This window comes from Tardiphaga sp. GW822-FHT04G09 (genome assembly GCF_058800725.1).
Genome location: NZ_JBXAMO010000013.1, coordinates 65,053 through 88,477, shown reverse-complemented (window position 1 = coordinate 88,477; position 23,425 = coordinate 65,053). Strand labels below are relative to the sequence as shown.

Here is a 23,425-nt window from a genome sequence, read left to right as displayed (position 1 = left end):
CGATGCAGACCAATTTCATGGCGCGTGTGGGCGCCGAAGGTGCCTCGCTTGAAATGATCGAAGACTATCTTCCCTTCGTCGATCGAATCAGCAAGCTGTACGGCGGTATGGGGAGCAACGCGGATTCGGACGCGGTAGACAAGGTAGTGGCTTCGATCTTTGAGGCCGCCAACGATTCCTCGGATAAGCTCAGTTTTGCGCCGACGAACGACATTCGACTGTTGCTCGAATCACGGCGCGGAAGCTCGGAGGATGATTACCGCGCTCTCACGCTCTCGCTCTTCTCTCCGAAGTCGGCTTGAAGGGTGCGATCATGACACGGCACACGTGGTTCATCACCGGGGTCACAGCGGCCCCCGCCGCGAAGTGATCGAGCAACTGCTCGTCAGGGGCGATCTCATCGCGGGCACCTTCCGCAAGGCCGGAGTTCGTGACGATCTCAAAGCCGAGCACGGAGACCTCGTTGGTCAGAACCGAGGAGGCCTCTTCTCTAAGAAGGCCTTCATGCCCTCAATCCCCTCGGGACTTGCGAACGCACGAGCAGCTGCATGTCGCTCCACGCCCAAACCCATCGCCAACGGCGTCTCCGCAGATGCAAGGATAGCAGATTTTGCCATCCTAAGCGCGGAAAGTGCTCCCGAGGAGATGCGGGCCGCCAGGGCAAGAGACTGAGGCAACGCCGTTGCGTCGTCGACCGCTTCGGAAATCAGACCGATCCTCTCCGCCTCCTCTGCATTGATAGTCTCACCAGTGAAAATCATGCGCGTGGCCCGCGCACGGCCAATCAATCTCGTTAGCCGTTGAGTGCCGCCATCTCCCGGAATCAGTCCAATCTTTGTTTCCGGCAGACCAAGCTTGGTCGATCTTCCTGCGATAGCGACATCCGCGAGCAACAACAACTCCAGACCTCCACCGAGGGCCATCCCCTCGGCTGCCACGATCAGAGGTTTCGAAAATCGCTCAATGGCAGCCCATCCGGCTTTTCGTTCAGGCCGTTCTAGCGCAGAAAAGCCGTGCTTGCTCATTTCGGAGATGTCCGCGCCAGCAGAAAATGCCTTTTGATCTCCCGTCAGAACCACGCATCGGACATCGGCATCGGCATCGGCATCGTTGAAACATCGCCCGAGCGCGTCGATCGTCGCGACGTTCAACGCGTTCCTCCGGTCCGACCTGTTGATCGTGAGAAGACGAACGCCGTTTTCGATCGTCGTGACGTTGATAATTTCGATCATCTTCACTCCTGCTCCTTCAATCAGCGTAGGGACGTCGCTCGGCCTTAAACAGGGCCTTGCCTTCGATCACAATTCGATCGGCAACTTTACAAACGGTCTCGGCAACGATGCGGTTTTTCTCGTAGTCGACCGTCTTGATCGTGACCGTTGCGGTCACCGGCTCGCCGATCCGAACCGGACTAGTGAACCGAATATCCTGCGTCATATAGATGCAGCCCGGCCCCGGTAACGCCTTCGCCAAAACGGTGGAGATCAACGACGCGGTGAGCATTCCGTGCACCACGCGTCCCGCGAAGGGCGTCGTCTTGGCGAACTCTTCATCCAAATGGACCGGATTGTCGTCGTGCGACGCTTCCGCGAACAACAGGAGATCGGCTTCAGAGAAGGTCTTCGTGTAACTCGCCGACTGTCCGACAAATATACCTTCTAGGTAGTTGAGAAAAGTTACCGTCATGGCTCACTCCCCGCTGTGTCGCGAGGATAGATCGCGCGATCAAAAGCCGGGGTCAACAAAAATGTACGGTGGTTCGCCGTTCATTTTTCGCTTGCTGAGCTTCGGATCGTGATCTAGCATCCGGCCATCTGAACGCGTCAGCAAGATGCGGGGGAGGAGACAAAATGACCAAAGACGGGAAATTGACAGGTATTCTGAGCGCAGTTAATCGCCGTGAGTTCCTGGTGCGCTCGGCTGCTGCTGGCGCGTTGGTGATGGCGCCGCGGGTCGCGCGCGCCGATGCGGCTCAGCCGTACAAGCTTGGTTTGTTGCTGTCGGCCACCGGCGCAGGTGCGAACTATTCAGATGGTGGTATCAAGGCGGTGACTACCGCGGTCGCGGAGATCAACCAGCGGGGAGGTTTGCTTGGCAAGCATCCCATTGAGCTGCATTTCCGCGACACCCAGAGCAAGCCATCTACCGCCGCGCGTGAAGCGCGTGACGTGATTACGCGTGATGGCGTGAAAGCAGTGATCGGTACTTGGAGCAGTGCCGAGGCGCTCGCCGTTGAAGAGATCATCGACGAATACAAAATCCTGCATTTTGCCGCGAACAGTAACAGCTCGCGCCTGACTCACGAGAATTTCTCGCCCTGGTTCTTCCAATATTCGCCGGACACTCGCATGGAGTCCGGTGCGATTGCTGTCGTGCTTGCCGACATGGCGAAGAAGAACAATTGGAAGACTTTCGTCAGTATCGGTCAGGACTACGAGTGGGCCCGCGCCCAGCAGGCCGGCTTCCTCGAAGCTTTCTCGAAGCTTGCGCCTGACGTGAAGTTGCAGAAGGAGTTCTGGTTCAAAATCGGCGAAACAAGCTTCGGTCCGTACATCTCGGCGATGATGGCGACGAGGCCTGACTTCTGCTTCGGTGCCATCGCAGGCAAGGACAACGTAACCTTCATCGAGCAAGCCAAGCCGGCGGGGCTGTTCAAGCGAACTGTCTATCCAGGTGGCTTGCTATCGTTGACCGAATTGCAGCAACTCAAGGGCACACTACCGCGCGGCATGCTCGGCGTCGCGCGCGCGCCGTTTTACGCCTTGCTGGATCAGCCAGTAATGCAGAAGTATCTCAAAATGTATCAGGCTGCCTATGGTGCCGACGCCTATCCTTCGGACTGGGCCTGCATGCATTTTGACGCGGTTTATGGCCTCGAGCAAGCCGTCGCGAAAGCTGGAAGTATCGAAAACGAGGCGGTGCGCGTCGCCTTGACCGGCTCCACCATTGAGACCTGCCGCGGCCGGGCGACTTTCCGCAGTTGCAACAATCAGCTCGGCATTCCGTCCTATGTGGGGACTGTCGCCGATGTGCCCCAATACGGTTTCCCCGTGCTCGACCCCAAATCGATTATCAAAGTCGCTGCGGAGCAGACATGGTTGCCGAGTTGCGATGACGTCCAGGCGCTTCAGAAGAAGCGGGGCTGATTGGAAACATCATGACCTTCGATCCCGATCTAATTCTCACCCAACTCATCGCGGGCATCTCGCGCGCGATGATGTTGTTCCTGCTATCAGCCGGCCTGTCGCTCATCTTCGGCGTGATGAACATTCTGAATTTTGCGCACGCCACCCTTCTGCTGCTCGGCGGGTATGTAATATATTCGATCTACACTCTGATCGGGCCAGGCATTCCTATGTTCCTGCTCGCCGTCGCCGGCGGTTGCTTGGCGATGGCATTGTTGGGTTTCGTGCTTGAGCGGGTCCTGATTTCCCGGATGTATCACCGGGAGTTACCCGAACAGCTGCTGCTGACATTCTCGATGGTGCTGATCATCGGCGACGTGATCCGTCTTGTCTGGGGCGTTTCCGACCGCAGCGTGTCGTTCAATATCGAACCGTTGGAAATTTCCGGCACCTTCCTCAACCCCTACCAATTCGTAGTGATCGGCCTCGGGCTGTTGGTTGCCGCGGCGCTTTGGGCCTTCCTGCGCTTCACCCGATACGGCCGAATCGTCCGTGCCGCAGTCCATAGCCGCGAGATGGTGAGTGCGCTCGGTGTCAGGATCCAGTTTATCTACGCTGGTGTTTTCGCGCTTGGTTTGGCACTTGCTGCACTCGCTGCCGGCGCGTTGTTGCCGACAGCTCCGATGGCGCTGGGCGTGGACATCGATCTGATCATCCAGTCCTTCGCGGTCGTGGTGATTGGTGGTTTCGGCAGCATTCTCGGCACGTTCGTAGCGTCCCTGATCGTCGGAATCGTCTACGCGTTCTCGATCTTGGTATGGCCGAACGGCGCACTCGCCGTGGTGTTCCTCATCGTAGTTGGCATCCTGATCTGGCGCCCGTGGGGCCTGTTCGGCTCCGAACTTCGCACCTAAAAAGGCATAGGAAAAAAGACAATGACGCCTACTCGTATAAGCGCGAGCGCGATTTTCTTCGCCTTGATGGCCATGGTCCCGCTGTTTGGCGGAGAGTTCTGGACAATGATCGCGACCGAGGTACTCATCATGGGTCTCTTCGCCATGAGCTTCAATCTAATTTACGGGTACATGGGGCAGATCTCATTCGGCCATGCCGCGTTCTTCGGTACGGGCGCATACGCCACGGCCATGTTCCAACAGCACTTTGGCGCGGGCTACGGCTCGTTTGCCATCGCGTTGCTCGTTTCCATACCGGCCGCGGCGCTTGTGGCAGCGGTTATCGGCTTCTTCGTCATTCGCCGTACCGGCATCTATTTCGCCATCCTGACGATGGCATTTGGCGAGCTGATGTTCTTCCTCGTGTTTTCGTCCTACGACCTCACCGGTGGAGACAACGGCATCCAAGGATTACTGCCGCCACCAGCGTTGCGTGATCCGATCAAATTCCACTACTTCGTCTTTGTAATTGTTGCACTTTCCTGCGCGGCGATTTGGAAGATCACCCAGTCTCCGTTCGGCTACATGCTGCGTGCGATTCGTGACGATAGCCGGCGTACGAGCTTCATTGGCGTCGACGTGAAGAAGTGCATGTGGGTCAATTTCATTGTGGCCGGAGCCTTTGCCGGTCTAGCTGGTGCGCTTTGGGCACCTTTCACCCGCAGCGTCGCGCCGACCCTGCTGAACTGGCAGGAATCCGGCATCCCCGTTTTCATGGCGCTGATCGGCGGAGCGTATACATTTGCCGGGCCGCTGATCGGATCACTTATCTATACGCTACTGCACGCCTGGGTCACCGGCATCACCTATTATTGGTCGCTGGTCATCGGGCTCGTGATGATCTTCATCGTCTTCATGGCTCCGTCTGGTGTCGTCGGCGTGATCGGCTCGCTGATGCGAACGGGCTGGCGGCCGCGCTTGCCGCAAGCCTCGGCGCAGGCCGCGTCCGTCGGGAGGAAGTGACATGGCCGCTCTTCTCTCTGTGCGAAACCTTTGCCGATCGTTTGGCGGCTTGGCCGTAACCCAGGACGTCTCGTTGGAAATTGCCGCGGGTTCCAAGGAGGCGATCATCGGCCCGAATGGGGCAGGCAAGAGCACGTTCTTTAATTTGCTCACCGGCTACCATCGGCCGTCGAGCGGAAGCATCGTGTTCGATGGCACCGAGATCGGGCAAGCGCCGCCGCACCAGATCGTCAAGCGGGGGATGTCACGCGCCTTCCAGGTCGCAAACATCTTCGTAAGGATGACGGTCTTTGAAAACGTTCGGTGTGCCGTCCACGCTCATATGGGCTTGTCGCTCAATCTGTTCGGCCGGGTAGAGCGACATGGTGTCGAGCGCACGCGAGAGATCGTGGAAATGTGCAGGCTGACCGAAAAGATCGATGAAACTGCCGCAAATCTCTCCCAAGGCGACCGCAAGAAGCTTGAGCTGGCGCTGGCGCTGGCGAGCAAGCCGAAGCTGCTGTTGCTTGACGAGCCGACCGCCGGGATGTCGCTGGAGGAAACAAACGAGACCATGAATGTAGTGGACGAACTGAATAAGACACTCGGCGTCGCCGTTCTGTTCACCGAACACGATATGTCGGTGGTCTTCAATCATGCGCGTCGGATCTCCGTACTTCACCGCGGCAAGATCGTGGCGCAAGGTCTACCAGACGAGATCAAGAGTAACGCCTACGCGCAAGAGATATATTTTGGAGAGAACGCATGATCGATGCTCTCGCCCTAAGCGGCATCTCGGCACATTACGGCACCAGTCACGTTCTGTTCGACGTCTCCCTACGCGTCGGGCGCGGTGAGATCGTCTGCCTGCTTGGCCGCAACGGAGCCGGCAAGACGACTACCATCAAATCGGTGATGGGACTGGTAGGCGTATCGTCCGGTCGGGTAGTATTCGAGGGCAAGGATATCCAGCAGAAGCCTACCGATGCTATCGCCCGGCTCGGCGTCGGATATGTGGCCGATGCGCGCATCATATTCCCGGACTTGACGGTTCGGGAAAACCTCGAGGTTGGCATCAAGAAGGGGCCATCTCCTGTCGGCTTCGAATGGTCGGTGGAGCGCGTATACGAGCTGTTTCCGCCGTTAGCGCGCCTTGATCGCAATCTCGGCGCCTATCTCAGCGGCGGCGAGCAGCAGATGCTCGCGGTCGGCCGCACGCTAATGGGCAATCCGTCCGTGCTGCTACTTGACGAGCCGGTAGAAGGTGTGGCGCCGATCATCGTGAAAGACCTCGGCAAGCGGCTGCAGACCCTGAAGGAGATGGGACTGACCATTTTGTTTTCGGAGCAGAATATCCCTTTCGCCACGGCCATCGCTGATCGCGGCTATGTCATCGAGAAAGGACGTATCCGCTTCGAGGGCACCATGGCCGAACTGTCCGCCAATGAAGACGTCAAACGCAAATATCTGATGCTGTGATCGCGGCACGGGGAGAATTTCAATGCGAGGAATGAAGGACAAGGTGGTGGTGGTCACCGGCGGCGCAGGCGGGATGGGCCAGGCGATCTGCCGGCGTTTCATCGACGAAGGCGCCAAGGTTGCCATTTTCGATCTGTCCCGCACCGGTGCTGACGCTCTAGCAGAGCAACTCGGTTCGGATCGAACTCATGTCGAGGCCGTAGATATCGCCGACTACGACGCCGTCGTAGCGGCGGTGGAGCGCACGGAAGTGAAGCTCGGACCGATCGACGTGCTGGTCAACAATGCCGGCTGGGATCGCTTTCAGATGTTTCTCGATACCGATGCGCATTTCCGCAGCAAGGTCGTGTCGGTGAATCTTGAGGGGCCGATCAACATGCATCACGTCGTTCTTAAAAAGATGGCGGAGCGCAAGCGTGGACGCGTAGTGACGGTCGCTTCGGACGCGGGCCGCGTTGGGTCGTCCGGCCAAGCGGTCTATTCCGCTTGCAAGGGCGGCCTGATCGCCTTCACGAAGACCATGGCGCGCGAGATGATGCGCTATAACGTGACCCTGAACTGTGTCTGCCCCGGACCCACCGATACGCCGATGCTGCGTGCGTTTCTGGACGAGGGCGAGCGCGGCAAGCGGGTATTCGACGCGTTAAAGGATGCGATCCCGATGCGTAGGCTTGGGCAGCCGGAAGATATCCCCGGCGCGGTTCTGTTTTTTGCCAGCGACGATGCGAGTTTCATGACGGGGCAAGTCGTGAGCGTTTCGGGCGGCCTTACCATGCATGGTTAGTCGGATGAATATTGCGAGCATTTTGGCCGAGACCTCGACCAATTACGGGACCAAGCCGATCTTTCGGTTCGGAGGCCGAGACGTTTCCTATGAGTCTGTCGCAGAGCGCGCGGCGAAACTTGTGGGTTACTTGAAGGCTACCGGCATCCAGCCGGACGACCGGGTGATGATCATCGCACATAACAAGCCGGAATGGATGATCACGCTCTTCGCGGCGCTGGCCGCCGGCGCGATGGTCGTTCCCGTCAATCCGGCACTCACCGCGCCGGAGATTGCCTATATGGTCGAGAGCGCCGCGCCGCGCCTGGTCGTAATTGACGAGGCGCTGCAGCAGTTGTTGCCGGACGGCGATCGCGCGGTCCTGACCTTCAGCGCTACCGGCGGGAGTTGGGCCGCAGCTGTCGCCGATGGCGTGGCTGACAGGGAGATCGCATCTCGCGCGGACGACGATCCCGCATTGATGTTTTATACCTCCGGCACTACGGGGCGGCCGAAAGGCGCGGTGCTCAGCCACGGCGCCGAGATTTTCACCGCACAACTGGTGGCCACGCACTACCGGCTGAAGGCAAGCGACGTTACGTTGATCCCCAACTCGCTGTCCTTCATCTATCCACTGGTCATCAACGCGCTCGCCGCAATCTATGCCTGGGCGACCGTTGTACTGCAGGATCGGTTCCATCCCGAAGTATGCTTGCGTGGTATCGAGTCGGAGAAAGCGACCATCTTCATGGGCGTGCCGACGATGTTTGGAATGATGCTGGACTGGGCGCAGGCGCAGGAGGTCGATGCGAGCAGCTTGCGGTTTTGTGTCTCCGCCGGGCAGAATCTGGCCTGGAGTGTTGCGACCCGATTCCGCGAGCGGTTCGGTGTCTCCGTATTCGATCTCTGGGGACAGACCGAGGGGACGCCGATCACCGGCTTCGACCCTGCCTCGGAAGCAGAGGGGCGCCCGGAATCCTGTGGCCGAGCCTTGCCGGGGTGTGCGGTGCGGATCATCGACGATAGCGGCAATGACGTCGCTCACGACGTGATCGGCGAGGTCCTGCTCACCGGTCCGAACATTTTTATCGGTTACGATCGCAATCCGACGGCCACGGCGGAGACGCTGCGCGACGGTTGGGTACATACCGGCGATTTGGGCAAGCTCGATGGCGACGGCTGCCTGTACATTGTCGGCCGCAAGCGAGACATGATCATCCGCGGTGGCGCGAATATCTATCCCGCCGAAGTCGAGGAAGCGATCTATGCCCACCCAGCGGTGACCGAGTGTGCCGTGATAGGCGTTGCGGATCCGGTCTACGGCGAGACGGTAAAGGCGGTTGTGGTGCTGGGCGAGAACGCAATGGTATCGGAGCAGGACTTGATCGCGCACTGCCGCGAGCGGCTCGCTGGTTACAAGGTTCCCGGACACGTGGCGTTCGTGCCGGTGCTACCTAAAGGGCCGACCGGGAAAATCCTGAAACGCGAGTTGCGGGCCTAACGATAGGTTCAGGCGGGGCGGCAATCATCCCCGCGCGAGGCAAAGGAGCCACGGACGTGGCCACGGCTCAGGGGCGTTCGCGCAGGCATTTGCCGAGCGGAATGCCGAGATCCTGGGCGCGGCACTTGATGACGCGGATCGGGCGTTTGAGTCTGGCTGTCATCAGTGTCAGGCTCTTACCGGCCTCGGCCATGGACCGCAGCAAACGATCCTCTTCCGTCGTCCATTGCGGAAAGCGGGTGATAGTCGTCTTTGTCTCGCGGGCGGAAGCCGCTGGCATCGCAATCTGTCTCCATACCAGTGGCAAGGCGAACCGGAGCCCGCGATCGTGCAAGCTCCTTACGCCGCATTCGCCGTTATCCGGCTGTGCGGCGTTCGCGCAGTTCGCGCTTGAGGATCTTCCCAGTCGGCCCTTTCGGCAGCACATCGACGAAGTCGATAATGGCCGGCACCTTGTAGTCGGCGAGGCGGGTCGAGCAATAAGCTCGAAGCGCCGCTGCGGTGGCCGCGCCGCCATCCTTGAGCACAACGACTGCCTCGACGATTTCGCCATAGACATCGTCGGCACGTCCGACCACTGCGCATTCCGCGACGGCAGGATGACCGTAAATGGCATCCTCGACCTCGGTCGGATAGATATTCGCGCCACCCCGGATGATCAGGTCCTTCTTGCGACCGACGATATAAAGAAAGCCGTCCGCATCCATCCGGCCGAGATCACCGGTGCGAACCCAGCCATCCTTCAACGTGTCGGCGGTGGCCTGCGGATTGTTGTAGTAACCGAGCATCACTGGCGGGCCGCTGAGCAGCACCTCTCCCACCCCGTCGGTGGCCGCTTGCTCACCGGCTTCGGTTTCGACGCGCACCGCGCAGCCGGCCAGCGCATGGCCGCAGGAATCCTGGCGGGGATGTTCGGCCGGCGCATAGCTTGTGATCGGTGTTCCCTCGGTCATTCCCCAGAGGTCCAACAGAGTCCAGCCGAACCGCTCCTGCACTGCGAGCAGCAAATTCCACGGAAGGCTGGCACCCGAACAGACCGTGAGCCGGATGGACGACGTATCGATGGACTTGTCCTTCGACCAGCCGAGCATCATCACATACATGGTCGGAACTCCCATGAAGACAGTGATGCGGCGGCTTTCGATGGCCCGCAGCACATGTTCGGGGTGAAACCGATCAAGCAGATCGATCGTCGCACCGGAGCGGATAGCCGAGGTGCAATTCGTCATGATCGAATAGATGAAGGACAGGGAGCCGGTCACCAGGGTGCGGTCGCCCGCGCCGAGCGTGTAAAGCTCATGGACGATATTGGCGTTGGCGATCACGGCGGCGTGGCTCAACATCACGCCCTTTGGACGCCCGGTGGTGCCGGACGTGTAGAAGATCACCGCGAGATCGTCCGGCCCCCGCGCGACGATTTCGCTCAATGGCTGCGTCGACGCAACGATGTCGGCGCAGGAGCCACCTGCGCCTAGAGTGATGACATGCGGAATGTCGTCACGCAGGCTGGAGATGGAGTCGGAATCAGTCACCACCAGTGAAGGCGTGGCGTGTTCGACGATGTAGCCGACCTCGCTGGAAGTAAGGGCGGGATTGACGGGCACGGCAACGCCGCCGCATGACAGGGCGGCGAAATAACAGGCAATCCATTCGGGGCAGTTTTTGGCGAGGATCAGGACCCGATCGCCGGGTGTCACGCCCCGCGCAACGAAAGCGCCGGCCAGCCGGCCGACGAGATCGGCGAATTCGCTGTGGCCGATATCCCGTCCGTTGAAATGCATGACGGGCCGGTCGGCATAGGCGCTGGCGGCGGAATGGAGGATTTGGCTGACATTCATTGCTTAGATCCGCACGAGAATTTTGCCCTTCACCCGGCGGTTCTTCATGTCGCCGAGCGCGGTCTTGACATCGGCGAGGTCGTAGGTCGCGCCGATATTTGGCGACAGCTTACCGTCCGCCAGCAGCGTAAAGATCTCCGCCTGAGCAGCCAGCACCTCGCTGGTCATTTTCGCCGGATAGAGAGCCCATTGCAGGCCAGTCAGCGAGATGTTCTTGAGCAGGATGTAATTGGCCTTCACGGCCGGGATCGTGCCGCCGGCAAAGCCGACCACCACCAGCCGGCCGCGAAAGGCGAGAGCGCGCAGGCTGGCATCGAAAATGTCGCCGCCGACGCTCTCCACGACGAGATCGGCGAGACGGCCGCCGGTCGCAGCGGCGACCTGGTCCTTCAGCGCAGTAATGTGCTCCGGAGTATCCACATCGACAATGCCATCCGCGCCAGCATCCAACACGATGGATCGCTTGGCCGGAGAGGCAACGCTGCCGAGTACGGTCCGGGCGCCGAACGCCTTGGCCAGCCGGATCGCGGCGAGCCCCACGCCGCCGGTGGCGCCATTGACGAGCACCACGTCATTGGCTGTCATCTGGCCCCGCTCGCGCAGCGCAAAATAGGCGGTTTGATAGGCGAGGCCCACGGCGGCCGCATCCTCGAAGGAGATCGCTGGAGGTACCGGGAAGCAGCGTGCCTCCGGCACGTTCAGTCGTTCGGCGAAGGTACCGAATTCGACGCTGGCCAGTACTCGGTCGCCCGGCTTGAACTTCGTCACGCCCTCGCCGACGGCAGCGACGGTACCAGCCCCCTCCATGCCGGGGGTGAAGGGCAGGGCCGGCTTGATCTGGTATGCGCCCTCGGACATCAGGATATCCGGAAAATTCACGCTGGACGCCCGCACCTCGATCTGTATCTCGCCGGGGGCTGGCGCGGCGACCGCCACGTCGGCAATTCTTATGGTGTCAATGCCTGTCGGTTGATCAATCAGGGCTGCTCTCATGCCGCGTCCTCTTCGCCTGGCACCGCGATGGGTGTGGCTTGCTGGGGATAGGGAAGGGTCTTTTCGGGTCGCACGAACTGGGGAGCGAGCGGCATCGGAAGGGCGGCAATGGTGTCGTCCGCGAAGGTGACGTTGCGCGAAAACAGCTCACGCTCTGCAAAGAAGGGCGAATACCGCGCCTCCCGGAGGCTCAGGACGATGGAGCAGCAGACGTCCTTGCCCGCAAAAACCGACTCCCAATGCGCCGCCGGTTGCGCGGCGATGATCCGCGCGACCGCTTCGATTGCGCCGTCGAGATCCTTCAGGTCGTCCCGCCACTGCAGCGGCAGATCGATCGCTTCGCAGAAATTGGCCCAGAACCGATCCTCGAGCGGAGCGGCTGCCAGGAAGCGGTCGTCCGATGTCCGGTAGATCTGGTAACGCGGCGAGCCTCCTGAGACAGGCTCCTTGCCCGAGCGCGGCCACATGCCGCCGCCTTCGCCCTGACCGAGTGCCCAAGACTGCCAGCACATCACATTGTCGGTCATGGACACGTCGATCCAGACGCCCTCGCCGGTTCGCTCTACTTGGCGCAACGCAAGAAGGATATTGATGACCGCGGGAAGAGTGCCGCCGCCGATGTCGGCGACCTGGGCCGAGGGAACGATGGGGCTGCCGTCGCGATCGGCGCCCAGCGCCAGCAAACCAGCTTCCGCGACATAGTTGAGGTCGTGTGCGGCTACATTGGCGCGCGATCCCGTCTGGCCATATCCTGTGATCGAGCAATAGATGATGCGCGGGTTGATCGCCTTGACGCTGTCGAAATCGAGCCCCAGTCGCTTCATCACGCCGGGTCTGAATTGCTCGACGATGACGTCGGTGGTGGCGATCATGCCTAGCACCGCTTCACGCTGCTTCAGATCGCGCAGATCGACCGCGAGCGACGACTTGCCGCGATTGAGCAGCGCGAAGTTCGGATTGTCGCTTTCGATGAAGGGCTGATAACGGCGCATGTCGTCGCCGGTTCCCGGACGTTCTATCTTCACGACGTCAGCGCCGGCCTCCGCCAACAGCAGCGTCGCCAGCGGGCCGGGAAGGAGCGTGGAGAAATCCAGGACCTTCACGCCGGATAGTGGCAACATCACTTCATCCCTTCACTATGTTCTTGCCGCACAATTTCCATAAGCGTCGTTGACGGTCAAGAAAAATGATTGGTGGTTCATAAATCATTTTACGTTGACGCGTACCTGTCGGTCTTGATACGGGTTTCCAGTCAGACAGGGGAGGAGCGAGCAATGCGGATACGTGCGGCAATTCTCGGCGCCATGGGGGCCACGCGGCCGTATAGCGAGAGCCGGCCCCTTGAGATCAGGGAAGTGGAGCTCGACCCGCCGGGCGCCGGCGAGGTGCTGGTGCGTATCAAAGCGGCGGGCCTCTGCCATTCCGATCTTTCGGTGATCAATGGCGACCGGCCACGTTCGATGCCGATGGCGCTGGGCCATGAGGCGGCGGGCGTAGTCGAGGCGGTCGGCGCGGGCGTCATGCGCGTTGCGCCGGGAGATCATGTCGCGATGGTGTTTGTGCCGAGTTGCGGGCACTGCGCACCGTGCGCCACCGGCCGTCCGGCCCTCTGCGAGCCCGGCAATGCGGCCAATGGCGCAGGCACTCTCCTGGGCGGAGCCCGCCGCATGCGCAGCGACGCTGCCTTCGTCAACCATCATCTGGGCATTTCGGCCTTCGCCGAGGCGGCAGTGGTATCGGAAAACTCGGTCGTCAAGATCGATCCCACGCTGCCCTTTGACGAAGCGGCGCTGTTCGGCTGCGCGGTTCTCACCGGCATGGGTGCGGTGGTGAACACGGCGCAGCTTAAGGCAGGGGATTCCGTCGCCATCATTGGCATGGGCGGCGTCGGTTTCAGTGCGCTGCTGGCCGCCATCGCCGGCGGCGCGCGCGAGACGATCGCGATCGACCTGCTCGACAAGAAGCTCGCTACCGCGACGCAGTTGGGAGCGACCGCGGTCTACAATGCGGCTGATCCGGATGTGATGGAGCGTATCAAGGTCGCGCACCCGCGGATCGACATTGCGGTGGAAACGGCGGGCAGTGCCCGCGCGCTCGAACTCGCCTACAAAATCACCGGTCGGGGTGGCGTGACAGTCACAGCTGGCCTCGCCAATCCGACCCATGAGATCAAATTGCAGCAGGTCAGTCTGGTTGCGGAAGAACGTACATTGAAAGGCAGTTACGTCGGCAGCTGCGTTCCCGTGCGCGACATTCCGAACTACATCGCGATGTATCGCGCTGGCCGCTTGCCTATCGATCGCCTGTTGAGCGAACGCGTGACGTTGGACGGGCTCAACGAGGCATTTGACCGTCTGCATGACGGCGACGCTATCCGCCAGGTGCTGATCCTATGAACTCGACGACCGAAAGAGTGCCGCCCACAAGCCGAGATGACTTTGCGTTCTGGATGCCGATCGCGACGCGGTGGCACGACAATGACATCTATGGCCATGTGAACAACGTAGTCTACTACAGCTATTTCGATACGATCGTTAATGCTCATGCGATTGCGCACGGAGCGTTCGACCTTCATGCGGCGCCGGTCATCGGCCTCGTCGTAGAGAGCGGTTGCCGGTATCATGCGCCGCTCGCTTTTCCCGAAATCGTTGAAGTTGGCCTGCGCGTCGCTCGGCTCGGCATATCCAGCGTCACCTATCGCATCGGCCTATTCTCTACCGGCAGCCAACATGCGGCAGCGGACGGGCATTTTACCCACGTGATGGTCGATCGCGCCACGCGGCGACCCGTGGAGATCCCTGCGCCCCTACGCGCGGCGCTTACTCGGCTCGAAAAAACACAGATGTGATTTCTGGTTCACCGTTCATTTTTGTTGACGTGGCGCGTCTTCTTCGGCAGGGTGGCCACGTCGCCAACGGAAAGTCGCATATGCCTCTCACGCCCGAACAAGAACTGATCAGAGATACCGCGCGCGATTTCGCCGCTGCGCGGATCGCCCCTTTCGCGGGGCGTTGGGAAGAAGAAGGACTGGATCGCCGTGCGTTGCTGGCGGAAGTCGGAGCGCTGGGTCTCATGGGCGTTTGTGTGCCCACCGATTGGGACGGTGCGGGCGCGGATTATGTGTCCTACGTGCTCGCAACCGAGGAGCTGGCGGGCGCCGACTCCGGCATCTGCAACATGATCAATGTTCATAACTCGCCTGTCTGTGCGGCGCTGTGTGAATACGGGACGTCCGAGCAGAAGGAGCTTTATCTTCGTCCGCTGGCTCGCGGTGAAATCTTTGGCGCCTTCCTGCTAACCGAACCCGAGGCGGGATCCGACGCGGGTGCGCTCAAGACCAGGGCCGTCCGCGTCGGAGACCATTATGTCATCAAAGGCGCGAAGCAGTTCATCACGTCGGGGCGGACTGCAGACATCGCGATGATCCTTGCGGTCACCGATCCCGAGGCCGGACGCAAGGGAATCTCCTGCTTTATCACGCCGACCGACAATCCCGGTTATGTAGTGGTGCGCGAGGAAGACAAGCTCGGCCATCGCAATTGCGACACCTGCCAGATCGCCCTCGAGGACATGAAAGTACCCGCCAGCGACATGCTGGGGCAGCCGGGTGCGGGCTACAAGATCGCACTGTCGAATCTCAACACGGGCCGCATCGGTGTTGCCGCTCAAGCAGTCGGTGTCGCGCGTGCCGCGCTGGACCATGCGATACGCTACGCGCGCGAACGAAAGACATTTGGCAAGGCAATCATCGACCATCAGGCGGTTGGCTTCAAGCTCGCCGAGATGGCAACGCAGGTTGAGGCCGCGCATCAGCTTACGCTGCATGCGGCGCGGATGAAGGATGCCGGGCTGCCCTGCCTGAAGGAGGCCTCCATGGCCAAACTCCAGGCCTCGGAGGTCGCCGAGCGCGTCTGTTCCGACGCCATCCAGATCCACGGTGGCTACGGCTTCCTCAATGATTTTCCGGTGGAGAAGCTCTACCGCGACGCGCGGGTGTTCCGGCTCTACGAAGGCACAAGCGAGGTCCAGAAGCTGGTGATCGGGCGCGAGCTCTAGGCGCGGCGCTGCCGGGCATCTCGAAGGCGTGGTTGCCGGCGGGGCACGAACGAAGAGGCAAGGGAGACAGCAGGTGACGGACGGCGCGAACATCGCGATCTCGAAGCACGATGGTATCGCCACTGTGCGACTCCAGCGATCCCGCGTTCGCAACGCGATCACGCTGGCCATGTGGGAAGCGACGCGGACCATCTTCGAGGAACTCGCTGCCGATGATGGCGTGCGCGCCGTGATCCTGACGGGCGAGGCGCCGGACTTTAGCGTGGGCGCGGATGTCAGCGAATTCGCGCGTGTGCGGTCCACCGCTGAGCAGAGCGTGATCTATGAAACCGCGGTGGATGCGGCTTCGGAATCGATCGCGCGTTGCGGCAAGCCGGTGATCGCCGCGATTTCAGGCTATTGCCTGGGTGGTGCCTGCCATCTTGCAATGGCCTGTGATTTCCGCTTCGCCGCGCCGGATGCGCGGATTGGCATTCCCGCTGCGCGCCTGTCCATCATCTACGGCGTGCGCAGTACCGATCGGCTGCGCAACTTGGTCGGACTGACCCACGCGAAGCGGATACTATTTACCGCCGAGCAGTTCGACGGCCGCCGTGCGCTGGAGATCGGCTTCGCTGACGAAGTCGCGGACGATCCAATGCAGGCGGCCGGCGCGTTCGCGGCCGGCTTGTCGCGCAATGCGCCGTTGTCCATTGCCGGCGCCAAGCTAATCCTGAACGGCCTGACCGTCGGCTCTCCGGAGATCGAGACGCAGGCCAAACTCGCCATCGACGGTGCCGCAGACAGCGATGACTTCAGGGAGGCGACCGCCGCGTTTCGCGACAAGCGGCCTCCGGTGTTCCGCGGCCGATGAGACGCATTAGACAAGGACCGTCCGCCATGAAACTGCACATGCTCGAAGCCGGCACCATTCGCATGAGGAAAAGCATCTATCTGCCTGCGGAAAAGTCAGAGATGCTCGATCTCCCGGTCTCTTGCGCGTTGATCCGACACGAGAAGGGGAACATCCTGTTCGATACCGGATGTCATCCGTCCGTGTCCGACAATGCGGAAGCGCGATGGGGCGGGCTTGCCAAGGTCATGACGCCGGTCATGCCGTCCGGCGTCAACGTGCTGGCCAGCCTCAAGGCCATAGAGGTCGAGCCCGATGACATCGACGTGGTCGTGTGCTCGCATCTGCACCCCGATCATTGCGGCTGCAACCAGTTCTTCCGCAAGGCGCAGTTCTTCGTTCATGCGCGCGAGATCGAGGCGGCGCGGGCCGATGGTGCCGTTGCGGCCGGGTATCTCCCGCAGGAATGGGATCACGGTTTGCCCACCACCGCGGTCGAAGGCCAGCATGATCTGTTCGGCGACGGCCGCGCCGTACTGGTGCCGCTGCCCGGGCACACTCCGGGCATGATGGGATTGCGCATCGAGCTGCAGCAGAGCGGCTCCATCCTACTGGCCTCCGATGCCGTGAGCCTGTTGCAGAATCTCGATGAGAACACCGCCCCCAAGAATACTTGGAATACCGATCTCTACCTGAAGTCTTTTGCCGAGATCCGGCAGATGCGCGACGACGGGACCACCGTGATCTGCGGCCATGATCCCTTTCAGTGGAGCACGCTCCGCAAGGGCGCGACGGCTTATGAGTAAGCCGCCTTCATTTTCGAAACACCGGATAGCGACATGCTGAAGCCTCCTGTACTCAAGAACAAAGAATTACTGCGCGATCGCTGCCCCGTTGCCGGCGCGTGGATCGCCGCAGACGGTGGCGACACCATCTCGGTGACGAATCCCTCCAACGGCGAGACAGTCGGCGCGGTGCCGAAGATGGGCGCCAGCGAGACGCGGCGCGCGATTTCCTTTGCAGAAAAGGCCGGCGTGGCGTGGCGGGCGCGCACTGCGAAGGAACGCGCGGCGATCATGCGGCGCTGGTTCGAGCTGATGATGGCCCATCAGGACGACCTTGCGGCGATCATGACGGCCGAACAGGGCAAACCTCTGGCGGAGAGCCGCGGCGAGATCGCCTATGCGGCCAGCTTCATCGAATGGTTTGGCGAGGAAGCCAAACGGGTTTATGGCGACACCATCCCGCCCTTCACGGTCGACAAGCGCATCGTCGTTTTGAAGCAGCCGATTGGCGTCTGTGCCGCGATCACACCGTGGAATTTCCCTGCAGCCATGATCACTCGCAAGGCGGCTCCGGCGCTCGCGGCCGGATGCACCATGGTGGTGAAGCCGGCCAGTCAGACGCCGCTCTCGGCCCTTGCTCTTGTGCATCTCGCCGAGCAGGCCGGCGTTCCGCCGGGCGTGTTGTCCTGTGTCACGGGATCGGCTTCGGAGATCGGCGGCGAGATGACCGCCAATCCCGTGGTGCGCAAACTCACCTTCACCGGATCGACCGAGATCGGCAAGCAACTGATCGCGCAAAGCGCCGCAACAGTGAAGAAGACCTCGATGGAGCTCGGCGGCAACGCGCCCTTCATCGTGTTCGATGATGCCGACCTCGATGCTGCAGTACGCGGGGCCATCGCATCGAAATACCGGAATGCAGGCCAGACCTGTGTCTGCGTGAACCGTATCCTCGTGCAGGATACGGTGCGCGATGCCTTTGTGCAGCGGCTGTCGGCGGCGGTTGCAGACCTAAAAGTCGGCGACGGTTTTGCGGCGGGTACGACCATCGGGCCGCTAATCAATGCAGCGGCTGTCGACAAGGTTGAAGAGCATATCGCCGATGCGGTGGAGAAGGGTGCCCGCGTCGCTCTGGGGGGCAAGCGGCACGAACTGGGGCGTACCTTCTTCGAGCCCACGATCCTCACGGATGCGACGACCGACATGTTGATCTTCAAGGAGGAGACATTCGGGCCCGTGGCGCCGATCTTCACATTTTCAACGGAGCAGGAGGCCATCCAGCTTGCCAACGATACCGAGTTCGGACTCGCCGCCTATTTCTATGGTCGCGACATCGGTCGCGTCTGGCGGGTCGCCGAAGCGCTCGAATACGGCATGGTCGGCATTAACGAGGGCCTGATTTCCACCGAAGTCGCGCCATTCGGCGGCGTGAAGGAGAGCGGTACCGGGCGCGAGGGATCGAAATACGGCATCGAAGACTATCTGGAGATCAAGTACCTCTGCATGGGCGGCATCTGATCATGGTGGCGCGATGCCCCTGACCGCCCAGCAGACCGGTATCCGGGACATGGCGCGCGATTTCGCGCGGCGCGAGATAGTGCCCCGCGCGGCCGAATGGGATCGCAATCATGCGATCCCGCGATCGGTTTTGACGCAGATGTTCGACCTCGGCTTCATGGGCGTGTGCATCCCCGGCGAATGGGGTGGTGCTGGCGCCGATTTCGTCTCCTACGTCCTCGCCATGGAAGAGATCGCCTATGGCGACGCAGGCCTCGCCAATGTGATGGCGGCGAACAACTCGCCCGTGGCTGCAGCCATCCTGCAATTCGGCGACGATGATCAGAAGCAGCGCTTCCTACGCCCGGTCGTTGCTCATCATGCGCTCGCGGCCTTCCTTTTGACCGAACCCGATGCGGGGTCCGACGCCGCAGCCATCCGTGCGCGCGCGTTCCGCGACGGCGACGACTATGTCATTCGCGGCTCCAAATGCTTCATCACGTCAGGTGGCAGCGCCGACATCGCGATGATCTTCGCGGTGACGGACCCGGCTGCCGGCAAGGCGGGGGTTTCCTGCTTCCTCGTTCGCACCGCGACGCCCGGTTATGTGGTGGAGCGCCGCGAGCGCAAGCTCGGCCATCGCAGCAACGACACGTGCATGGTCGCGCTCGACGGCCTGCGCGTGCCAGCGGCAGACCTGATGGGACGTCCAGGAGAGGGGCTGAAGATCGCGCTCTCGGCACTTGATACCGGACGCATCGGCGTTGCCGCCCAGGCGGTCGGTGTCGCGCGGGCCGCACTGGATGCCGCCATTCTCTATGCGCGCCAGCGCAGGACATTCGGCAAGAAGATCATCGATCACCAAGCGATCGGCTTTCTGCTTGCGGACATGGCGACGCGGACAGAAGCGGCCCGCCAGCTCTACATTCACGCAGCCGAGCTGAAGGTTGCCGGGCGTCCATGCATCAAGGAGGCCTCGATGGCCAAGCTGTTTGCCGCCGAGGCCGCCGAGTTCGTCACGTCGTCGGCGATCCAGGTCCATGGCGGCTACGGCTACCTGACGGACTTTCCGGTCGAGAAGTATTACCGGGATCAGCGGGTGTTCCAGATCTATGACGGCACCAACGAGGTGCAGAAGATCCTGATCGCGCGCGAATTGAAGAACGGATTGTGAAAGGGAGGAGAGGACAATGAGGTGTTATACAGTCATTCTATCCGCACTCGCGCTCGGCTGCACCGCGGCCAGCGCGCAGGTGTCGGACGATGTGGTGAAGATCGGCGTGATGAACGATCAGTCCGGCATCTACGAGGACATCACCGGTATGAAGGCGGTGGAGGCGGCTCGGATGGCGGCCGAGGACTTCGGCGGTACGGTGCTCGGCAAGCGCATCGAGATCGTTTTCGCCAATCACCAGAACAAGAGCGACGTGGCAACGGGGATCGCTCGCAAATGGATCGACACCGAGCAGGTTGATGCCATTGCGGACGTCACCGGCTCTGGCATCGCGTTGGCAGTCAACGAACTGCTGCGCGACCGCAATCGAGTGATGCTCGCGGCAAGCGCGGCAACGTCGGATCTGACCGGCAAAGCCTGTTCTCCCACCACCGTGCAATTCAGCTACGACACCTACGCGCTCGCCAAGGGCACCGCGGTCGAGACCCTCAAGCAGGGCGGAGACAGCTGGTTTTTCATCACGGCGGACTATGCTTTCGGTCATGCGCTGGAGCGCGATACCTCCGAATTCGTCAAGCAGGCGGGGGGTAAGGTGCTTGGTGCCGTGCGCGCGCCGCTCGGCACGACCGACTATTCCTCCTTCCTGCTCCAGGCACAGTCATCGAAGGCCAAGATCATCGGGCTGGCCACGGCGGGTGGCGACACGATCACAGCGGTGAAACAGGCCGCGGAGTTCGGCATCCAGCAGGGTGGACAGCGTCTCGGCGGTCTCCTGATCTATATCAACGATGTGGAATCGCTCGGCCTGCAGGTGGCGCAAGGGCTCGTGCTCACCACATCGTTTTATTGGGATCTGAACGACGCGACCCGTGCGTGGACAAAACGGTTCCTCGGCCGTACAGGCGGCAAACGGCCTCCCAACATGCTGCAGGCGGGCCTCTATTCCAGCGTCTATCATTATCTGAAGGCGGTGCAGGCCGCTGGCACCGACGAGGCCAAGGCCGTCTCGCTGAAGATGCGTGAGTTGCCCATAAACGATTTCTACAACAAGGACGTGCTGCTCCGTCGCGACGGCAGAGCCATGCACACGATGTATCTGGCCCAAGTGAAATCGCCGGCGGAGTCGAAGTATCAATTCGACGACTACAAGATCCTCAGCACCATTCCGGGCGCCAGCGCGTGGCGTCCTGAATCCGAAGGAAATTGCAAGTCATAGATAATCAGATCGAGAATCCGAGAAAAATCGGATTTGCACCCGATACTGCGGCCGGACGGGGTGAACTCCGTCTGGCAGTCGCTTGCACTCTAAGCGTGCGGCGCGATTGCATCATGCCTTGCCGTACAAGCCGCTACGAACGAACTTGACATATGTGTGAATGATCTGCTCATCGGGTGCACGGACTACACCGTTCGAATAAGCGTAGCGTTGTGCAAGATACGTTCTGATCGACATCAGCATGTAGGTAAGCGGCTCAAGATCCTCTTCTTTGAACGAAGTGATCTCGCGGTCCTTTATCGCACGGCGCAAGGCGCGCACGTACCCGGCAGAAATCGTTGCGAAATAGACCTTGTGGGCCTTGGGCGCCATAGTTTCAGACTCGTTTACCAGGCGATGAAACCAAGGATTGGCGACCAGAAACTCAAAATAGGCGCGAAGGCGCTCTTCTTCGCGGGCCCAACCGCTCGAATTGGGGTCCATGTGAGTGCGAAGATACTCGAGCATCTGCTCACCCATCTCGGGGAGAAGCCGATCGAACAGATCCTGCCTAGTCTTGAAGTAATTGTAGAAGGTCCCGTTGGCGACCTTAGCTCGCGCGGCGATCCGGGTAATCGAAGCGCCTTCATAACCATACTTTCCTACGACTTTGGCAGCTGCTTCCACTAGAGCGCGGCGGATTTCCTCGCTCTTTTCCGTTCTTGTGAGTCTTTTGGGCTTCGCCTGCGCAACTGCCAAGATCTGTCCTCATTGTTTAATCATGCGCTATGCCAAAGCACCTCGCCATGCGACTGCAATAATGAACAGTTTATCCTGTTTGCTGACGGACGTGAACGACAAAAGCCGCAAAATCCGTCCGTGTGAACAGAGAGCCATCGTTCATATGTAAAGGTGCCGCAAAAACCGCGACTAACGGTCGTCGGTCGCCATCGGTCCCGCGGCGATTGGCCATCCGGCAAGGCCGGCATCGTTGCCGTTGTTTAAGTGGGGTGATGTGCGAATCGCCGGTCGATCAGTTGGAGGGGGGGCGCTGCCAGCATCAGCGCGGCGTAGGTCCGATGGCGCGAGTGCAGCTTACCATCGTCTGCTGGATCTGGAGCGCCGTCATATTTGCGGAATCGAAGCACAAGCCCGTCATGGTCCGGTACCTCAAATTGAGCGAGCGGCAAGTCCGCTCGTTGCCGCAGTCGCATCTGTTGACGATGTGGCAAGTGCCGAGCGGTGTACTAGGCAGGCCGTTCGTGACGGACGTGTGTGTCCCGATATCCCGCTCGCCGAATGTGTGCAAGTCACCGCTCTCGATGCGGCGGAATTGAATATTCCGATCGCGCTTTTCGGTCACGTGGGCGACGGCAATTTCCACTTTGTGATGATGCTCGATCCTGATGACGCGCGGGAGCGGCAGTTGGCGGAAGACCTGAGCCATCGGCTGATAGGTCGTGCGCTCGACATGGAAGGCACCTGCAGCGGAGAACACTACAGCGGAATCGGAAAGGCGAAGTATCTTGTGAAGGAGCACAGCAGTGAGGCGGTCGCCGTCATGGCTGCGATAAAGTCTGCGCTCGACCCGCTCGGCCTCATGAATCCCGGGAAGATCCTGACAGAATAAACGGTCTTCGCCTTCGCATGTCTCCTCGATCGACTGCTAAGCGCGATTGCCACGCCAAAGAACGTTAGCATTGGCCGCGCTGCAAGATCGTTCAAGACGATCGTTTTCAGAACGCAAATCTCCGCCTGCGCAACGTCGTCAACGTGAACGGTCGGTCATCACATCGTCCGTCGTTTCGGCTGTGCGTAGGACGGGGGACAAGTGCACCTCGCCTCAAAAAACAACTCTAGGGAGGACGCAGTGAAACGGCTGATCGCAGCTTTCTTTTTCATGACATCGAGTGCCCTAGCGCAGGCGCCCATAAAGATCGGTGTTCTGACCGACATGAGCGGCCCGTACGCATCTTTTTCGGGCTCGGGGTCCGTGACGGCTGCCCGGTGGCGGCCTCCGATTTCGGTGGTTCGGTGCTTGGCCGCCCGATCGAGATCATCAGCGCGGACCACCAGGCGAAGTCGGACGTCGCATCGGCCGTTGCAAATCGGTGGATCGACGTCGACAATGTGCTCGCAATCATCGACGTTCCGCTTTCCAGCGCCGCGCTTGCTGTGCCGGACATCACGAAACGGAAATCGCGGATTGTGTTCGGCGTCATCGCCCCTGAGACCAAATGAGGGACTTCACGAAAGGAGGATTTCTGGTTCATCGTAGCCGTCAGGAGCGAA

Annotated in this window: 25 protein-coding genes; 18 read left to right on the top strand and 7 right to left on the bottom strand. The window is 60.7% G+C overall.

Annotated elements, in window-relative coordinates; genetic code table 11:
- Positions 1-2: 2 nt before the first annotated feature.
- On the top strand, positions 3-302 hold the full coding sequence (locus AC1RLZ_RS20815) for a hypothetical protein (protein WP_493190186.1): 300 nt from the start codon (positions 3-5) through the stop codon (positions 300-302).
- A 165-nt stretch (positions 303-467) separates the two neighbouring features.
- Here AC1RLZ_RS20815 and AC1RLZ_RS20810 read toward each other — a convergent pair whose 3' ends face one another.
- Both AC1RLZ_RS20810 and AC1RLZ_RS20805 read right to left on the bottom strand, forming a co-directional pair.
- The gene (locus tag AC1RLZ_RS20810) at positions 468-1,232 is read right to left on the bottom strand and encodes an enoyl-CoA hydratase/isomerase family protein (RefSeq protein ID WP_493190185.1); all 765 of its coding nucleotides are present in this window, start codon (positions 1,230-1,232) and stop codon (positions 468-470) included.
- Positions 1,233-1,248: 16 nt separating this feature from the next.
- Positions 1,249-1,686: a MaoC family dehydratase gene (locus AC1RLZ_RS20805; protein ID WP_493190184.1), complete on the bottom strand. Its 438-nt coding sequence runs from the start codon at positions 1,684-1,686 to the stop codon at positions 1,249-1,251.
- Positions 1,687-1,850: 164 nt separating this feature from the next.
- Here AC1RLZ_RS20805 and AC1RLZ_RS20800 point away from each other — a divergent pair, with 164 nt between their 5' ends.
- Genes AC1RLZ_RS20800 through AC1RLZ_RS20770 form a run of 7 tightly spaced genes read left to right on the top strand, consistent with a single transcriptional unit; the run spans position 1,851 to position 8,763 of the window.
- Positions 1,851-3,146, top strand: coding sequence for an ABC transporter substrate-binding protein (locus AC1RLZ_RS20800; protein WP_493190183.1), 1,296 nt, complete (start codon positions 1,851-1,853; stop codon positions 3,144-3,146).
- Between the two features lie 11 nt (positions 3,147-3,157).
- Positions 3,158-4,039, top strand: a complete 882-nt coding sequence (locus tag AC1RLZ_RS20795) for a branched-chain amino acid ABC transporter permease (protein WP_493190182.1) — start codon at positions 3,158-3,160, stop codon at positions 4,037-4,039.
- A 21-nt stretch (positions 4,040-4,060) separates the two neighbouring features.
- The gene (locus tag AC1RLZ_RS20790; RefSeq protein WP_493190181.1) at positions 4,061-5,041 is read left to right on the top strand and encodes a branched-chain amino acid ABC transporter permease; all 981 of its coding nucleotides are present in this window, start codon (positions 4,061-4,063) and stop codon (positions 5,039-5,041) included.
- 1 nt (position 5,042) lies between these two features.
- Positions 5,043-5,789 carry an ABC transporter ATP-binding protein gene (locus tag AC1RLZ_RS20785; protein ID WP_493190180.1) on the top strand — a complete coding sequence of 249 codons (747 nt, stop codon included), beginning with the start codon at positions 5,043-5,045 and terminating at the stop codon, positions 5,787-5,789.
- Positions 5,786-6,499 (top strand): ABC transporter ATP-binding protein, encoded by a 714-nt coding sequence (locus AC1RLZ_RS20780; RefSeq protein WP_493190179.1) that lies wholly within the window; start codon positions 5,786-5,788, stop codon positions 6,497-6,499. The genes AC1RLZ_RS20785 and AC1RLZ_RS20780 overlap by 4 nt, the downstream gene beginning before the upstream one ends.
- Positions 6,500-6,521: 22 nt before the next feature.
- Positions 6,522-7,283 (top strand): glucose 1-dehydrogenase, encoded by a 762-nt coding sequence (locus tag AC1RLZ_RS20775; RefSeq protein ID WP_493190178.1) that lies wholly within the window; start codon positions 6,522-6,524, stop codon positions 7,281-7,283.
- A 4-nt stretch (positions 7,284-7,287) separates the two neighbouring features.
- The gene (locus AC1RLZ_RS20770) at positions 7,288-8,763 is read left to right on the top strand and encodes a class I adenylate-forming enzyme family protein (RefSeq protein ID WP_493190177.1); all 1,476 of its coding nucleotides are present in this window, start codon (positions 7,288-7,290) and stop codon (positions 8,761-8,763) included.
- Between the two features lie 67 nt (positions 8,764-8,830).
- On the opposite strand, the gene AC1RLZ_RS20765 is transcribed toward AC1RLZ_RS20770, so the two are convergent.
- The 4 genes from AC1RLZ_RS20765 to AC1RLZ_RS20750 form a co-directional block, all read right to left on the bottom strand.
- Complete coding sequence (locus AC1RLZ_RS20765; protein WP_493190176.1) at positions 8,831-9,043, bottom strand: hypothetical protein; 213 nt, start codon at positions 9,041-9,043, stop codon at positions 8,831-8,833.
- A 76-nt stretch (positions 9,044-9,119) separates the two neighbouring features.
- Positions 9,120-10,601 (bottom strand): class I adenylate-forming enzyme family protein, encoded by a 1,482-nt coding sequence (locus AC1RLZ_RS20760; protein WP_493190175.1) that lies wholly within the window; start codon positions 10,599-10,601, stop codon positions 9,120-9,122.
- A 3-nt stretch (positions 10,602-10,604) separates the two neighbouring features.
- Positions 10,605-11,594, bottom strand: a complete 990-nt coding sequence (locus tag AC1RLZ_RS20755; RefSeq protein ID WP_493190174.1) for an NADPH:quinone oxidoreductase family protein — start codon at positions 11,592-11,594, stop codon at positions 10,605-10,607.
- Positions 11,591-12,715: a CaiB/BaiF CoA transferase family protein gene (locus AC1RLZ_RS20750; protein WP_493190173.1), complete on the bottom strand. Its 1,125-nt coding sequence runs from the start codon at positions 12,713-12,715 to the stop codon at positions 11,591-11,593. The genes AC1RLZ_RS20755 and AC1RLZ_RS20750 overlap by 4 nt, the downstream gene beginning before the upstream one ends.
- 153 nt (positions 12,716-12,868) lie before the next feature.
- Here AC1RLZ_RS20750 and AC1RLZ_RS20745 point away from each other — a divergent pair, with 153 nt between their 5' ends.
- The 8 genes from AC1RLZ_RS20745 (at position 12,869) to AC1RLZ_RS20710 (ending at position 21,154) form a co-directional block, all read left to right on the top strand.
- Positions 12,869-13,990: a zinc-dependent alcohol dehydrogenase family protein gene (locus tag AC1RLZ_RS20745; RefSeq protein WP_493190172.1), complete on the top strand. Its 1,122-nt coding sequence runs from the start codon at positions 12,869-12,871 to the stop codon at positions 13,988-13,990.
- Positions 13,987-14,442, top strand: coding sequence for an acyl-CoA thioesterase (locus AC1RLZ_RS20740; RefSeq protein ID WP_493190171.1), 456 nt, complete (start codon positions 13,987-13,989; stop codon positions 14,440-14,442). The genes AC1RLZ_RS20745 and AC1RLZ_RS20740 overlap by 4 nt, the downstream gene beginning before the upstream one ends.
- 80 nt (positions 14,443-14,522) lie before the next feature.
- Complete coding sequence (locus tag AC1RLZ_RS20735; RefSeq protein WP_493190170.1) at positions 14,523-15,650, top strand: acyl-CoA dehydrogenase family protein; 1,128 nt, start codon at positions 14,523-14,525, stop codon at positions 15,648-15,650.
- A 73-nt stretch (positions 15,651-15,723) separates the two neighbouring features.
- Positions 15,724-16,503 (top strand): enoyl-CoA hydratase/isomerase family protein, encoded by a 780-nt coding sequence (locus AC1RLZ_RS20730; protein WP_493190169.1) that lies wholly within the window; start codon positions 15,724-15,726, stop codon positions 16,501-16,503.
- A gap of 26 nt (positions 16,504-16,529) precedes the next feature.
- Complete coding sequence (locus AC1RLZ_RS20725; RefSeq protein WP_493190168.1) at positions 16,530-17,288, top strand: N-acyl homoserine lactonase family protein; 759 nt, start codon at positions 16,530-16,532, stop codon at positions 17,286-17,288.
- Between the two features lie 33 nt (positions 17,289-17,321).
- Entirely contained in the window at positions 17,322-18,785 is a 1,464-nt protein-coding gene (gene gabD, locus AC1RLZ_RS20720) for an NADP-dependent succinate-semialdehyde dehydrogenase (RefSeq protein ID WP_493190167.1), read from the top strand.
- A gap of 13 nt (positions 18,786-18,798) precedes the next feature.
- Positions 18,799-19,938, top strand: coding sequence for an acyl-CoA dehydrogenase family protein (locus AC1RLZ_RS20715; RefSeq protein WP_493190166.1), 1,140 nt, complete (start codon positions 18,799-18,801; stop codon positions 19,936-19,938).
- Between the two features lie 16 nt (positions 19,939-19,954).
- A complete protein-coding gene (locus AC1RLZ_RS20710; protein ID WP_493190165.1) occupies positions 19,955-21,154 on the top strand; it encodes an ABC transporter substrate-binding protein in 1,200 nt (399 codons plus the stop codon).
- Positions 21,155-21,265: 111 nt separating this feature from the next.
- Here the strand turns inward: AC1RLZ_RS20710 and AC1RLZ_RS20705 are convergent, their stop codons facing one another.
- Entirely contained in the window at positions 21,266-21,892 is a 627-nt protein-coding gene (locus AC1RLZ_RS20705) for a TetR/AcrR family transcriptional regulator (protein ID WP_493190164.1), read from the bottom strand.
- 514 nt (positions 21,893-22,406) lie between these two features.
- Here AC1RLZ_RS20705 and AC1RLZ_RS20700 point away from each other — a divergent pair.
- Positions 22,407-22,763 (top strand): FAD-binding oxidoreductase, encoded by a 357-nt coding sequence (locus AC1RLZ_RS20700; protein WP_493190163.1) that lies wholly within the window; start codon positions 22,407-22,409, stop codon positions 22,761-22,763.
- 275 nt (positions 22,764-23,038) lie between these two features.
- Positions 23,039-23,374 (top strand): ABC transporter substrate-binding protein, encoded by a 336-nt coding sequence (locus AC1RLZ_RS20695; RefSeq protein ID WP_493190251.1) that lies wholly within the window; start codon positions 23,039-23,041, stop codon positions 23,372-23,374.
- The last annotated feature ends 51 nt before the right edge of the window (positions 23,375-23,425 follow it).

Excerpts from the sequence above, each read along its gene's own strand:
- AC1RLZ_RS20740 (WP_493190171.1), top strand. The coding sequence starts at position 13,987 with ATGAACTCGACGACCGAAAGAGTGCCGCCCACAAGCCGAGATGACTTT.
- AC1RLZ_RS20800 (WP_493190183.1), top strand. The coding sequence starts at position 1,851 with ATGACCAAAGACGGGAAATTGACAGGTATTCTGAGCGCAGTTAATCGC.
- AC1RLZ_RS20790 (WP_493190181.1), top strand. The coding sequence starts at position 4,061 with ATGACGCCTACTCGTATAAGCGCGAGCGCGATTTTCTTCGCCTTGATG.
- gabD (WP_493190167.1), top strand. The coding sequence starts at position 17,322 with ATGCTGAAGCCTCCTGTACTCAAGAACAAAGAATTACTGCGCGATCGC.
- AC1RLZ_RS20795 (WP_493190182.1), top strand. The coding sequence starts at position 3,158 with ATGACCTTCGATCCCGATCTAATTCTCACCCAACTCATCGCGGGCATC.
- AC1RLZ_RS20815 (WP_493190186.1), top strand. The coding sequence starts at position 3 with ATGCAGACCAATTTCATGGCGCGTGTGGGCGCCGAAGGTGCCTCGCTT.
- AC1RLZ_RS20725 (WP_493190168.1), top strand. The coding sequence starts at position 16,530 with ATGAAACTGCACATGCTCGAAGCCGGCACCATTCGCATGAGGAAAAGC.
- AC1RLZ_RS20780 (WP_493190179.1), top strand. The coding sequence starts at position 5,786 with ATGATCGATGCTCTCGCCCTAAGCGGCATCTCGGCACATTACGGCACC.
- AC1RLZ_RS20760 (WP_493190175.1), bottom strand. The coding sequence starts at position 10,601 with ATGAATGTCAGCCAAATCCTCCATTCCGCCGCCAGCGCCTATGCCGAC.
- AC1RLZ_RS20810 (WP_493190185.1), bottom strand. The coding sequence starts at position 1,232 with ATGATCGAAATTATCAACGTCACGACGATCGAAAACGGCGTTCGTCTT.
- AC1RLZ_RS20735 (WP_493190170.1), top strand. The coding sequence starts at position 14,523 with ATGCCTCTCACGCCCGAACAAGAACTGATCAGAGATACCGCGCGCGAT.
- AC1RLZ_RS20715 (WP_493190166.1), top strand. The coding sequence starts at position 18,799 with ATGCCCCTGACCGCCCAGCAGACCGGTATCCGGGACATGGCGCGCGAT.
- AC1RLZ_RS20750 (WP_493190173.1), bottom strand. The coding sequence starts at position 12,715 with ATGTTGCCACTATCCGGCGTGAAGGTCCTGGATTTCTCCACGCTCCTT.
- AC1RLZ_RS20805 (WP_493190184.1), bottom strand. The coding sequence starts at position 1,686 with ATGACGGTAACTTTTCTCAACTACCTAGAAGGTATATTTGTCGGACAG.
- AC1RLZ_RS20755 (WP_493190174.1), bottom strand. The coding sequence starts at position 11,594 with ATGAGAGCAGCCCTGATTGATCAACCGACAGGCATTGACACCATAAGA.
- AC1RLZ_RS20745 (WP_493190172.1), top strand. The coding sequence starts at position 12,869 with ATGCGGATACGTGCGGCAATTCTCGGCGCCATGGGGGCCACGCGGCCG.
- AC1RLZ_RS20770 (WP_493190177.1), top strand. The coding sequence starts at position 7,288 with ATGAATATTGCGAGCATTTTGGCCGAGACCTCGACCAATTACGGGACC.
- AC1RLZ_RS20775 (WP_493190178.1), top strand. The coding sequence starts at position 6,522 with ATGCGAGGAATGAAGGACAAGGTGGTGGTGGTCACCGGCGGCGCAGGC.
- AC1RLZ_RS20785 (WP_493190180.1), top strand. The coding sequence starts at position 5,043 with ATGGCCGCTCTTCTCTCTGTGCGAAACCTTTGCCGATCGTTTGGCGGC.
- AC1RLZ_RS20765 (WP_493190176.1), bottom strand. The coding sequence starts at position 9,043 with ATGCCAGCGGCTTCCGCCCGCGAGACAAAGACGACTATCACCCGCTTT.
- AC1RLZ_RS20710 (WP_493190165.1), top strand. The coding sequence starts at position 19,955 with ATGAGGTGTTATACAGTCATTCTATCCGCACTCGCGCTCGGCTGCACC.